At 69.1% G+C, this 12,424-nt stretch carries 9 protein-coding genes and 1 pseudogene; 4 read left to right on the top strand and 6 right to left on the bottom strand.

From position 1 onward, the window contains the following. Window positions 1-24 precede the first annotated feature (24 nt). Both VF612_RS12380 and VF612_RS12375 read left to right on the top strand, forming a co-directional pair. Window positions 25-1,470: an eCIS core domain-containing protein gene (locus tag VF612_RS12380; protein ID WP_408660151.1), complete on the top strand. Its 1,446-nt coding sequence runs from the start codon at window positions 25-27 to the stop codon at window positions 1,468-1,470. 50 nt (window positions 1,471-1,520) lie between these two features. Continuing rightward, a complete protein-coding gene (locus VF612_RS12375) occupies window positions 1,521-1,991 on the top strand; it encodes a group II truncated hemoglobin (protein WP_408660150.1) in 471 nt (156 codons plus the stop codon). An 11-nt stretch (window positions 1,992-2,002) separates the two neighbouring features. Here VF612_RS12375 and VF612_RS12370 read toward each other — a convergent pair whose 3' ends face one another. Together VF612_RS12370 and VF612_RS12365 are read right to left on the bottom strand one after the other, a co-directional pair. Next, complete coding sequence (locus tag VF612_RS12370; RefSeq protein WP_408660149.1) at window positions 2,003-2,215, bottom strand: antitoxin; 213 nt, start codon at window positions 2,213-2,215, stop codon at window positions 2,003-2,005. Between the two features lie 100 nt (window positions 2,216-2,315). After that, window positions 2,316-2,471, bottom strand: a pseudogene (locus tag VF612_RS12365) (hypothetical protein); the annotation flags it as partial. A gap of 580 nt (window positions 2,472-3,051) precedes the next feature. Here VF612_RS12365 and VF612_RS12360 point away from each other — a divergent pair. Beyond that, on the top strand, window positions 3,052-6,804 hold the full coding sequence (locus tag VF612_RS12360; RefSeq protein ID WP_408660148.1) for a CARDB domain-containing protein: 3,753 nt from the start codon (window positions 3,052-3,054) through the stop codon (window positions 6,802-6,804). 166 nt (window positions 6,805-6,970) lie between these two features. Here the strand turns inward: VF612_RS12360 and guaA are convergent, their stop codons facing one another. Further along, window positions 6,971-8,539 (bottom strand): glutamine-hydrolyzing GMP synthase, encoded by a 1,569-nt coding sequence (guaA, locus tag VF612_RS12355; RefSeq protein ID WP_408660147.1) that lies wholly within the window; start codon window positions 8,537-8,539, stop codon window positions 6,971-6,973. A 103-nt stretch (window positions 8,540-8,642) separates the two neighbouring features. Beyond that, window positions 8,643-9,572 (bottom strand): SDR family NAD(P)-dependent oxidoreductase, encoded by a 930-nt coding sequence (locus VF612_RS12350; protein ID WP_408660146.1) that lies wholly within the window; start codon window positions 9,570-9,572, stop codon window positions 8,643-8,645. A 57-nt stretch (window positions 9,573-9,629) separates the two neighbouring features. On the opposite strand from VF612_RS12350, the gene VF612_RS12345 reads away from it, so the two are divergent. Further along, window positions 9,630-10,610 (top strand): magnesium transporter CorA family protein, encoded by a 981-nt coding sequence (locus VF612_RS12345; protein ID WP_408660145.1) that lies wholly within the window; start codon window positions 9,630-9,632, stop codon window positions 10,608-10,610. 4 nt (window positions 10,611-10,614) lie between these two features. Here VF612_RS12345 and VF612_RS12340 read toward each other — a convergent pair whose 3' ends face one another. Both VF612_RS12340 and VF612_RS12335 read right to left on the bottom strand, forming a co-directional pair. Further along, complete coding sequence (locus VF612_RS12340; RefSeq protein WP_408660144.1) at window positions 10,615-11,034, bottom strand: hypothetical protein; 420 nt, start codon at window positions 11,032-11,034, stop codon at window positions 10,615-10,617. 238 nt (window positions 11,035-11,272) lie between these two features. Then, window positions 11,273-12,409, bottom strand: a complete 1,137-nt coding sequence (locus VF612_RS12335) for a GuaB3 family IMP dehydrogenase-related protein (RefSeq protein ID WP_408660143.1) — start codon at window positions 12,407-12,409, stop codon at window positions 11,273-11,275. Window positions 12,410-12,424 lie beyond the last annotated feature (15 nt).

Here is a 12,424-nt window from a genome sequence, read left to right as displayed (position 1 = left end):
GCCACCCCGATTGCTGGAGTGGCCATGTCGACCCGCGTCCTGCCTGCGTCCCAGCGCGCCGATCGGCACGCCGCGGACGAGCACGACTCGGACCCGGTCGACTCGCCGGCGCCGCTGCAGGACCAGCCGTGCCCGGTGCCGCTGCCCGGCCTGGCGCTGCCCGCCGGCCCGCTGCTGGCCCGGTCGAGCGCCGAGCACCCGCATGATCCGCTCGGCGGCGGGGCCATCCCGCCCGAGGTGCTCTCGGCGCTGCGCCGGCGCAGCGGCACCGGCCAGCCGCTGCCCGCCCAGATCAGCGAGCCGATCGGCGCGGAGCTGGGCCACGACCTGTCCGGCGTGCGGGTGCACGTCGACCCCGAGGCCGACCGCATCGCCCGGTCCGTCCAGTCGGTCGCGTTCACCTACGGCACGGATGTCTACTTCGCCTCCGGCAGCTATCGTCCGGACGACGCCGGCGGCCAGCACCTGCTCGCCCACGAGCTCGCCCACGTCGCCCAGTCCGGAACCTCGCAGCAGGCGGGCACGGTCGGACGGGCCGACGACCCGGCCGAAGCCGCCGCCGACCGCACCGCGGACCGGATCGTCGGAGCGTTGCGCCGCCGGGCTGCCATGGTCCCGCAGCCGGATGCGGCCCGACCGGGTCCCGGAGGGGTCGATGCGCTGCGCCGGCAGGCAACTCGCACCGGCAGCTCGACGCTGCGCCGGGTCATCACCTGGCAGGTCGACAGCGAGAATGCCTACGCCCGCGACCGCTCCGGGTTGCTCGCCCGGCTGACCGAGCAGTTCCCCACCGTCGACGGCGCCGTGATCACCACCCAGCTCGACGCGATCGTGAACCTGAAGGCGAAGTGGACGCCCGCCCAGGCGTACCAGGGGATCAAGAGCTGGATCATCCAGAACTACTCACCCGCGCCGACCGTCTACGGCGGCACGACCGGCATCGGCACGGACGAGGCCCGCAACTACTTCGTCTCCAACTTCAAGACCTTCGCCGAAGTGATCATCGACAACACCCATGCGTTCAAGTTCACCAACCTGACCGAGGAGGACCTGCACGCCGAGGACAGCTTCATGCGCGCCATCGACAAGTTCATCGTCGAGAAGGGCTGGCACGAGGACTTCCGCGGGAACCACACCGTCCTGCTGCGCATCAACAACAGCCCGTGCACGCGGTGCGCGGAGCGGCTCTACAACTGGAAGTTCCGCGACATCTTCGTCGACTTCGACATCCAGTTCGCCAACATGTACGAGAAGGGCGACAACTTCCACAAGGCGACGACGCAGCTCCGCTCGGGCGGCATCACGATGAGTCTCTACAGCGTGACCGCGAACCTGCAGCACCTGCTGAAGGCCGACGAGCTCGCCCAGCGCAAGCCCAAGGACAACCGCGAGGCGCTGGACTTCGCCCTATGGCTGAAGCAGAACGAGCCGAGCAGCGGCAGCGGCGACACGGAGATGGGCGGCCAGTAGCCAGCGCCTGCCTACCGTGCCACGATGTGCCGAACGGGAAGGCGAGCTCGATGGATGCCAGCGCTGTGCCGACGCTGTTCGACTGGGCCGGCGGGCAGGTCGCGATCAGGCGGCTGATCGACAAGTTCTATGACCGGGTCGAAGCCGATGCGCTGCTGAGCCCGTTCTTCCCTGGTGGAGTAACCGAGGACCATCGCGAACACGTCAGCCGCTGGTGGGCCGAGGTGTTCGGCGGCCCTGCCGTCTATACCGAGCGGCTCGGCGGGTATGAGCGGATGCTCGCCCACCATCGCGGCCTCGACATCACCGGCGAGCAGCGGCTGCGCTTCGTCACCACCATGAGCCGGGCCGCCGATGACGCGGGCCTTCCCGACGACCCGGAGTTCCGGGCCGCGCTGGTCGGCTACCTCGAATGGGCAACGCGGCTGGCGCTGGCCAACTCCCAGCCCAACGCGCAGCCACCGCCACAGGCTCCGGTGCCCCGGTGGGGCTGGGGAGTCGCGCCGCCGTATCAGCCCTGATGGGCTAGCGCCTACCGCGCGGGTGGGTTGTCCTTCGGGGCATCGGGCGCGAGGAAGTCCGTGACCTTGTCGCCGGCCGAGTCGATCTGGCGGCCGTGCTTTCCGCCGGTCCGCTTGTTGACCACCCGGCCCGCCTGGTCAAGCGCCTTGCGCACCTTGTCCGGGTTGGCCTGCGCGTAGCCGCGTGCCCGCTGCACCAGCTTTCCGATGCCACCTATCGCCATGATTCCTCCTGCCAGATCTGTTCTCGCATGCTCCGGCTGTTTGGAGGCTCGTCGCATACTAGCTCGCTCAATGAAGACAGCCCTGCTTTGATCGTTCAGGTCATTCCCACTCGATGGTGCCGGGCGGCTTGGACGTCACGTCCAGCACCACCCGGTTGACCTCGCGCACCTCGTTGGTGATCCGCGTGGAGATCTTCTCCAGCACGTCGTAGGGCACCCGGGTCCAGTCGGCGGTCATCGCGTCCTCCGACGACACTGCCCCTGGACATCCTGCGTCCGCCGAAGCCGCGCGAGCAGTTCTCGCTGCGTAGCGACTCGATCTACTACGTCCCCGGCGTTCCTTACCAGGACATGGCCACGGGCGAAGGTTCGCCCACAGCTATCCATTGTGCGAACGTTCGGGCTGTGGGTTCTGGGAGAACTGGACGAGATCGCGTTTCGAGACTGATCGATAACTCCTGAGTAAATTGCTCGAACGTGCCATTGATCCGCGGCACGCCGCAACGTCACAACCTCAGCGTGAGGATACCGCCGTCACGGTCATCTCTTGTCTGCGACCGGGAAGAGCACCTCCATTGCCAAGATCGCATGCCGCATCGCTAGCGCAGTTCGACGGACACCTGGTCGCGAAGTTACGACTAGCTCCGCCCGGACGGGTTGTGACAGCGGTCGACCACCACGCTGATCGCCGTCCGGCCAGCTGTGTGGTCGCACTAGGCAACTCGCGGAAGTCAATTTCTCATGGAGTTTACGTGCTGTCAGGTACGGTTCGGCAGTTTGTCAATTCTGCGGCTGCACATCCCCCATAGCGCTTTTCCCTCGGAGGATTTCCGGTCATGAACCGAACGCGCGCTTTACTGGCGGTCACCGCCGCCCTGGCCACTACTTTTACTCTTCTGCCTGGCGCCTCAGCGTCGAATCCGTCGTCCGGCGGCCTTACTCCGCCGGCCGCCGACGGGTCGAACTCGGTGACTTGGACCGGCGGCCCGTACACCGGGTTCGTGAACGGGCCGGAGGAGTGCACCGACCTCACCTGTGACACCTACACGTTGAACTTCGAGGCGCCGGCGGACTACTGGAACTCCCACGACGGCAGCGTGACCGTGGGTATCAAGTGGGGCCTGCCTAGCGATGACTTCGATCTGTACGTCTACGACTCGGCCGGAACCAAGATCAAGGACTCGGCAGCTCCGCTCACCACTTCCGAAAGCGTTGATCTCGGCCAGCTGCCGCCGGGCGCGTACACGGTCAAGGTCGTGCCGTATCAGACTGCGGGCGGGTCGTACTCGGGGACGGCGACGGTCAGCGCGTTCGACATTCCGACCGCTATGAAGTTCCCAGAGGACCGTTCGGCGGTGGAGAAGCAGCTCGTCCAGGACTACCCGCTGAACATCGTTTTCGTCGGCCGCACGCCGTCCGCCGCGGAGGTCGCCGACTTGAAGTCGCGCATCCCCACGCACTACCGGCCGCCGGTGTCGAACAAGTCGGCCAACGCGTGCGAGCTGTCGCAGGTCGGGGCGGGCTTACTCAACTGGAACAAGTGCAAGAGTGCCAGCGACGATGCGCCGTACTTCCTGGGAGTCACCTACCGGTACCAGGTCAACGTCCTGGTGGCGTCCGAGGCTTACACCAAGTCGCTGTTCCAGGTGGCCAAGAACAACACCGCCCAGGCGCAGGACTACCGCAGCGGCAAGGCGCGAGGCCAGAACCAGGCCAAGTATGACGCCGCGTTCGGCAACTACCGGATGCTGGCCAAGGGTGGGGACGTTGCCTACAAGGTCACCGCGCCGACGAAGACGGACCTGATCGACGGCTACGCCATCGAGGACTGGATCTTCAACTCCCGCCTCGACGCCACGAACAGCTGCGCCTTCAAGAACGCCGAGACCGGCGCCTGCGTCGCCGCCTCGGTCGTCAACCCGGATCCGAGCGCGTACCACGACCCGTTCTACGACAAGAACGGCCTCAACCTCGACCGGATGCCGCAGGGGCTGAACAACGGCTCGTCCTACTTCTTCCTCGACACGTTCACGCCCAGCTACGCGAAGAACTACTTCCGCCCGAACGCGTATCACACCTACGGCACGGACCGGGTCATCAACGGGACGATCATCCCGAAGCCGATCGAGCAGGGTGGGTCGTGGCGCATCACCGACCCGGACACCAAGGCCTGGGACGGCGTCGACTTTGCCCGCACCTGGGGTGGGCGGTACCGCTTCCACTTCGTCGACCTCGGTGCCGCGCCGAACGACTACGAGGATGCGTCGTGGGCCAACTATGGGGTGGGGATGTCGAGCGACTACCCCCACGGCGACCCGCCGGTCTGGCAGTACACGGCCGACCCGCTGTGGACGCAGTCCGGCGAGAGCTGCCTGACAGCGGGTCCCGGGGTGCCTGGCGTCGGTGACCTGCCGTGGCGCAACGACACCCCCTGCCGGATGATGCCGCGCCTCGCGCGCGATGTCGCCTACGGCCTGTTCTTCCGGTCGACGTCCGGCTACCTGTATCGGCCGATCCCGCGCGGTGACGTCAACTGGCTGGCGGTGTCGAACTGGACGGACTTCTACTCGCGTCCGCAGTGGGTGAACGGCCAGCTCACCAACGGCGGCGGCGTCTACGGCACCTGGTGGACCAACTCCGACCTGCTCTACAAGATCGACTCCGTCAACGCCACCACGCACGACGACACGCTGCGCTGGCTGTCCTCCGCCACGCCCTACGCCCGCTGGGTGGGTCGCAAGGATGAGGTCATCCCGCTTTACGACCCGACCAACAACCAGCCCACGGGGCAGCACCTCAACGTGGCTCCCAAGTACGAGGACCTGCCGGCGCCCTCGCACCACGTCAAGGTCACCGCCACCGGCACCGATCTTGTTCCGGAGCCCCTCTACAACGGCGAGCATGTGCACACCCACTACGGCGTGAACCTGACCGAGGTCTCGAACACGCTGGAGAAGGCAAAGGCCACCGGCGCCGACGCGACGCACGACGTGACCGGCACCGGCACGTACGACGACGCGGTGAACGGTTCCGTCGTGCGCGACTACATCGACTCACACCCGCACGGCATCGCCGACCACGTGGAGGGCATCAACACAATCCCGTCGATCAACATGACCTGGGAGAAGGCCTACACCTGGTCGCTGCCGGCCATCGTCGGCGGCATCGCCTTCTACACCGAGGACGGCGAGGCCTGGGGCGTGCTGAACAACGTCAACGACCGGATCAAGGCCAAGCTGTCGCACTACCCGGCGGTCCAGCCGGGCGACGCACCCGGTTCGAAGCGATCGCTGACGGATCAGGCGCTGCCCACGCAGGACCCGGGGGGTGGCATGTCCTACACCGTCGAGCACGAGGCCGCACACAACCTCGGACTGTCGCACCCGCACGACGGTTCCTACGGCGTGGACAAGTGCCCCGCGGGCGACCCGAAAGCCGGTCAGTGGGAGTGCTATTGGTCCGGGCTGGGCTGGATGTACGACATCTCGGCCGCCCCGACCACCTACGCGATGTCCTACCGGCCCTACGAGGTCGAGGACCAGGACAACCTGCAGCGCGGGCACGTCGCGGAATACCTGATCGGTGCGCAGGCAGCACTCACCGACCGGTTGTCCAAGGAGGCCAAGGCCGGGGGGAGCACGCCCAGCGCGGCCTGGGCAGCCGACTACGACCGAATGAAGCAGTGGCGGTCGCAGGCCGGCGAGCTCTTCCGCAAGGGCGACTACCTGCACGCCGAGTACGCCGCGCGCAACGCCTCGCTCGCTGCTCGCGGCTTCCCGCAGACGCCGGCGAACACCTCCGACCCGAAGCTCGTCGAAGCCGGCCAGGTCTTCTACTTCAACGTCCACCCGCAGGGCACGGGCGAGAAGCCGAACCTGACGCCGACGTCCCTCAGCGCGGCCCAGCCGACGCCCAAGCAGACCGTGCTGACCGCAGCAGTGAGCAACCCGTCCGGCGTGCCGGCGACCGAGGTCGTCGTGCAGTTCCTCGACGGCACGACACCGGTAGGCACGTCCGCGCCGGTCAACGTCGGGCCGGGCGCCACGGTGGATGTTTCGGTCAGGTGGAACACCACTGCGGTCAAGGGCGACAGGTCGATAACGGCGGTAGTCGACCCGGCCAACGCGATCGCCGAGTCCAACGAGTCGGACAACCGGCTCACCCGCACCATCACGGTCAAGGGCAACAAGGTCACGAACGGCTCGTTCGAGTCGGGCACTGCCCAGCCCACGTCCTGGACGTCGACCGGCACGCTCTACGACACGTCGGGCGCGCACGCAAGTGACGGCACGGACGCGGTGGGGCTCAGCTCGAAGGTCGCGTCGGTCACCTCCGCTGCCATCCCGGTCCAGGCAGGGCAGACCTACCAGTTCGCCGCCACCCTGGTCTCCGGCACCGTGCCCTCCGTGTCGGTCGAATACTTGGACGCGGGCGGGAATCTCCTACGTTCGGTCGAGCCGGTCCTGTCCGGTCTTACCGGCTCGTTCGCGGCGGCGAGCGGAGCGACGCAGCTGAAGATCACCCTGGCCGCGCCTACCACGCTGGGCGCCGGGCAGGTGATCTGGCTCGACGACGTCTGGGTCTGGTGACCGTGCCGGAATCTGCTGATTGCGCCACCCGACCGGCGCGATACTTACCGGTCCGCAGTGGCTGGGAAGCAGTACAAGTAGAGCTTCCCAGCCGTCTTGCCGATGGGCTGTCCTCGGTACGACGGGTGCTACCTTGGGCCAGCGAATGCGGGGTCTCCCGCTCGGTCTACTCCCATTCGATGGTGCCGGGTGGCTTGCTGGTCACGTCCAGCACCACCCGGTTGACCTCGCGCACCTCGTTGGTGATCCGGGTGGAAATCTTCTCCAGCACGTCATAGGGCACCCGGGTCCAGTCGGCGGTCATCGCGTCCTCCGACGACACCGGCCGCAGCACCACCGGGTGCCCGTAGGACCGCCCGTCGCCCTGCACCCCCACCGACCGGACGTCGGCCAGCAGCACCACCGGGCACTGCCAGATCTGGCGGTCCAACCCGGCCGCCGACAGCTCCGCACGGGCGATCGAGTCGGCCCGCCGCAGGATCTCCAGCCGCTCGGCATCCACCGCGCCGATGATCCGGATCCCCAACCCGGGCCCCGGGAACGGCTGGCGCCAGACGATGGCCTCCGGCAGCCCCAGCTCCAGGCCGACCCGGCGCACCTCGTCCTTGAACAGCGACCGCAGCGGCTCCACGAGCTTGAACTGCAGGTCCGAGGGCAGCCCGCCGACATTGTGGTGGCTCTTGATGTTCGCGGTCCCGGTCCCACCGCCGGACTCCACCACGTCCGGATACAGCGTGCCTTGCACCAGGAACTCGAACGGCGGCCCCTCGGCCGACGCGATCAGCTCACGCTCGGCCTGCTCGAAGGACCGGATGAACTCCCGTCCGATGATCTTCCGCTTGGTCTCCGGATCGGTCACCCCGGCCAGCGCGTCCAGGAATTGCTGGCGGGCATCGACGATCTTCAGCGACACCCCGGTCGCGGCGACGAAATCGGTCTCGACCTGCTCGGCCTCACCGGCCCGCAGCAGCCCGTGGTCGACGAACACGCAGGTCAGCTGGTCCCCTACCGCCCGCTGCACCAGCGCCGCGGCGACCGCCGAGTCCACCCCGCCGGACAGCCCGCAGATCACCCGGGACGTCCCGATCTGCGCCCGGATCCGCTCGACCTGCTCGTCGATGATGTTCGCGTCGGTCCAGGTCGGTTTCAGGCCGGCGATGTCGTAGAGGAAGTTCTTCAGCACCTGCTGGCCGTGCTCGGTGTGCAGCACCTCCGGATGGAACTGCACGCCGGCCAGCCCGCGCCCGGCGTCCTCGAACGCCGCGACCGGAGCGCCCGCCGAGGACGCGGTCACCACGAACCCCTCGGGCGCCCGGGTGACCTCGTCACCGTGCGACATCCAGACCTGCCGGGGGTCACTGCGCGCGCTATCGGCGTTGCCGAACAACAGGCCCGGCTCCCGGAGCGACAGCAGCGTCCGGCCGAACTCCGACCCGCCGGTGTTGGCGACCTCGCCGCCGAGCGCCTGGGTCATCGCCTGGAAGCCGTAGCAGATGCCGAACACCGGCACGCGGGCGTCGAACAGCGCGGGGTCGGTGCTCGGCGCGTCCGGGGCGTACACCGAGGCAGGGCCGCCCGACAGGATGATCGCCTTCGGCTCGCGGGCCAGCATCTCGGCCACCGGCATCGACGACGGCACGATCTCGGAGTAGACGTTGGCCTCTCGCACCCGCCGGGCGATCAGCTGCGCGTACTGCGCCCCATAGTCAACGACGAGCACGGTGTCGGTCTGCACCGGCTCATTCTCGCAGAGCCGGCCCGGCTATCAGCCCAGCGACCGGGCCTCGCCGACCCAGCCGTGGTCAGCGCGCCGGCCATGCCTCACCAACTACGCCGGATCAGCGCGCCGGCCAGTCGTAGCGAACCCCGGTCAGCTGCTCGCTCAGGTCCCACAGCTCGGCGGCCAGCCGCGGGTCCCTGGCGGTCCTGCTGGGCGTCGCGGGTCCGGCCGGGCCGCGCATCCCGCCGGGCCACTGCGGACCGCTGAAGGAGCCGGGCTCGGCGACGCTCGCCGCGTACAGCGTCGGGTTCGCCCCGGCCGCCGCGGACTGGAAGACCAGCCGGCCCACCGTGTGGCGCACCCAGCGCGCCCGTGCCCGGGCACCCATCCCGTCCTGGCTGAGCATCAGGTTGGTGGTCGAGACGCCCGGGTGCGCGGCGGTCGAGGTCAGCGGAGCAGCGTGCGCCTCGGCGCGGCGCTGCAGCTCCAGCGCGAACAGCACATTGGCGAGCTTGGAGTTCGCGTAGGCCAGCTGCGGCGAATAGGCCGGCTCCGGCTCGCCCCGCAGCGGCCCAGGACGGCCACCCCGGTGCAGCAACGAGGACACCGTCACCACCCGGGCCGCGCCGGTGGAGCCCGCGGCCAGCAGCGCCGGCAGCAGCTGCCCGGTCAGCGCGAAGTGGCCCAGGTGGTTGGTGCCGAACTGCAGCTCGAAGCCGTCTTCGGTCCGGCGCAGCTCCGGCGGGGCCATCACCCCGGCATTGTTGATCAGCAGGTGCAGCGGCCCGTCCCAGTCGCCGGCCAGCGCCTTGATCGAGGCGAGCGAGGCCAGGTCCAGCCGCACCGGCTCGATGTCGGCTGCGGGCAGCTGCTGGCGTATCCGGGCCACCGCCGCCTGGCCGCGCTCGGCGTTCCGGCTGGCCAGCCGGACCCGGGCGCCGTGCCGGGCCAGCTCTAGACAGGTGTGCCAGCCGATGCCGGAATTGCCGCCGGTGACCAGCGCGGTCCGCCCGGCGAACGAGGGCAGTTGGGACGCGTTCCATGCCATGCTCGTCACGATACGGCCGCGGGACACCCCGGCCCTGGGGCGTGGGAGAGGTAGGGCATGACTGAAGCCGCCGTGCGCACCCGGCTCTGGCGCGACGGCGTGCTGGAGAAGGAGGACTTTCCGTTCGAGGAGCTGTCGGACTACCTCTGCCAACCCGACTGCATGGTGTGGGCCGACCTGCAGGCCCCGGACGCCGCCCGGCTGTCCGAGCTGGGCGAGGAGCTGTCGCTGGACAAGCTGGCGATCGAGGACGCGGTGGCCCACCACGAGCGCCCCAAGGCCTCCCGCTACGCCAGCCACACCTTTCTCACCGCCCGTGCGCTGCAACTGGACCGGCAGAGTGGCGAGCTCAGTGACATCCAGGTGTCGGCGTTCGTGCTCAAGCAGGCGTTCGTCACCGTCCACGCCGGTGAGTGGTTCGACATCGACACCATCGTCGAGCGCTGGGACGAGAACGCCGAGCTGATGCGCTACGGGGTGAAGGCGCTGGCCTGGGGAATGCTCGACGTGCTGGTCGACAGCCAGTTCGACGTCGTGCAGGCACTCGACGACGAGATCGAGGATCTGGAAGACCTGCTGTTCGACCAGGCCAACGGGGCCCATCAGCTGCAACGCCGGACGTTCGCGCTGCGCAAATCGCTGGTACGAACCCGCCGGGCGGTGCTGCCGATGCGCGAGTTGGTCAACACCCTGGCGCGGCGCGACAACGACGTTCCGCCGGAGCTGCGGCCCTACCTCGATGATCTGTACGACCACGTGCTGCGGGCCGCCGAGTGGACCGAGTCGCTGCGCGACATGATCGGCTCGGTGTTCGAGACCAACCTGTCGCTGCAGGACGCCCGGCTGAACACGATCATGAAGAAGCTGACGTCCTACACGGCGCTGATCGCCATCCCGACCGCGGTTACCGGCTTCTACGGCCAGAACGTGCCCTACCCCGGGTTCGGGCAACACTCCGGGTTCGTGTCCAGCCTGGTGGTCATCGCGCTGCTGGCCAGCCTGGTCTACCTGGCGTTCAAACACGCCGGGTGGCTGTAGCCGCTCAGCCTGCCCGCGAGTCGACGAGGGTGACCGGCCGGACATCCAGGCCGCGCTCGCGCAGCTGCGCCTCGACCCGGTAGATCTCGGCCAGCGGGGTGTGCCAGTGCGCCCCGGTCCGCGGCGGCGGGACATCGAGGCGCTGGCAGGCCTCGGCAAGCACCTGGACGTAGGCGATCCGGACGGCGCCCATCCGCATGCCCTTACCGGTCAGGCCCGGCCGGTTCTCCCGCGCCTCCAGCTGGGCGCGCAGCCGGCGCAGATCCGCCGCGACCTTCTCGATCGGGGCCGCGGCGCCGGCCGGTCGGCGCTGCTCGGCGCGCTGGTCGGCGATCAGCTCGCACTGGCGGCGCACCATGCGGAGCAGCGCGCTCACCAGGTACGGCAGCGCGAGCAGCCCGATCAGCAGCAGAGCCAGCAGCACCCCTCAAGTGTGCGCGTGCGCTCTACGCCCATCAAGGGAAACCACAGGACTTGTCCGCGCTGTTACCGACTTCTCAGGCTCACCCAGGCTCGGCCCGTCCGCGCAGGCCGGACCCGTCCGCGCAGGCCCGGACCCGTCCGCGCAGGCCCGGACCCGTCCGTGCAGGCCGGACCCGTCCGACCCGTGGGCGGAAAGCCTCAGCGCAGGCCGGACCCGTCCGACCCGCGGGCGGAAAGCCTCAGCGCAGGCCGGTGACGATCAGCTCGGCCTTCTGGAACTCCTTGACCGAGGAGTAGCCGCACTTGGCCATCACCCGGCGCAGCGATCCGAACAGGTTGCGCTCCCCGCTAGGGTCCGCGGTCGGGCCGAGCAGCAGCTCCGCCAGCGACGGCCGGTCCTGCGGATCGACGCCCAGATCCACCAGGGCCGAGCGCGGCACCCGGGGATGCGACGCGGTCGGATCCCAGTAGCGCCCGCCGCCGGGCGCCTCGGCCGCGCCGGCCAGCGCCTCGCCCAGCATCACCGCGTCCGCCCCGCAGACCAGCGCCTTGGCGATGTCGCCGCCGGTGGTGATGTCGCCATAGGCGATCAGGTGGACGTACCGGCCGCCGGTCTCGTCCAGGTACGCGCGCCGGGCCGCGGCCGCGTCGGCGATCGCGGTCGCCATCGGGACGTCGATGCCCAACGCGGAGTGGGTGGTGGAGCCCGAGTGGGCCCCGTAGCCGATGATCACCCCGGCCGCGCCGGTGCGCATCAGGTGCAGCGCGGTCTGATAGTTGGTCACGCCACCCACCAGCACCGGGATGTCCAGGTCGGCGATGAAGGTCTTGAGGTTGAGCGCGTCGTCGGCGGCATCGTCGGAGGCGACATGCTCGGCCGAGATGACGGTGCCCTGGATGACCAGCAGGTCGACGCCGGCCTTGAGCACTGCGGGTGAGAGCGCCACGGTGTGCTGCGGGGACAGCCGGACGGCCACCCGCACGCCGGCGGCCTGCAGCTCGCCGGTCCGCCGGGCCAGCAGCTCGGGCGAGACCGGCTGGGCGTAGAGCTGCTGCAGCGTGCTGGTGGTGCAGCCGGACTCGTCGGCGATGCTGGCCAGCACCTGCGCCGGGTCCTCGTAGCGCGCCCACAGGCCCTCGCCATTGAGCACCGCCAGGCCACCGAGGCGCTCGATCTCCACGGCCGTCGACGGCGAGACCACCGCGTCCGACGGCGCGGCCACCAGCGGCAGCTCGAAGGTGTGCGCGTCGATCTGCCACGCGGTCGAGACCACCGAGGACCCCCGGGTGCGCCGGGTCGGCACCAGGGCGACCTCGTCCAGGTGGTACCCGCGGCGCGCCTCACGCCCCAGTCCGATCTCCACGGTGTCAGGCATGTGCCAAAGTCTGCC

The organism is Jatrophihabitans sp. (assembly GCF_036388195.1).
Classification (GTDB): Bacteria; Actinomycetota; Actinomycetes; order Mycobacteriales; family Jatrophihabitantaceae; genus Jatrophihabitans_A.
The sequence above is the reverse complement of the archived record's forward strand: the minus strand, read 5'-3'. Positions and strand labels throughout refer to the sequence as shown.

Bases quoted from the DNA above. Each gene is read 5' to 3' on its own strand.
- VF612_RS12380 (WP_408660151.1), top strand. From the start codon at position 25: ATGTCGACCCGCGTCCTGCCTGCGTCCCAGCGCGCCGATCGGCACGCC.
- VF612_RS12375 (WP_408660150.1), top strand. From the start codon at position 1,521: ATGGATGCCAGCGCTGTGCCGACGCTGTTCGACTGGGCCGGCGGGCAG.
- VF612_RS12370 (WP_408660149.1), bottom strand. From the start codon at position 2,215: ATGGCGATAGGTGGCATCGGAAAGCTGGTGCAGCGGGCACGCGGCTAC.
- VF612_RS12360 (WP_408660148.1), top strand. From the start codon at position 3,052: ATGAACCGAACGCGCGCTTTACTGGCGGTCACCGCCGCCCTGGCCACT.
- VF612_RS12350 (WP_408660146.1), bottom strand. From the start codon at position 9,572: ATGGCATGGAACGCGTCCCAACTGCCCTCGTTCGCCGGGCGGACCGCG.
- VF612_RS12345 (WP_408660145.1), top strand. From the start codon at position 9,630: ATGACTGAAGCCGCCGTGCGCACCCGGCTCTGGCGCGACGGCGTGCTG.
- VF612_RS12335 (WP_408660143.1), bottom strand. From the start codon at position 12,409: ATGCCTGACACCGTGGAGATCGGACTGGGGCGTGAGGCGCGCCGCGGG.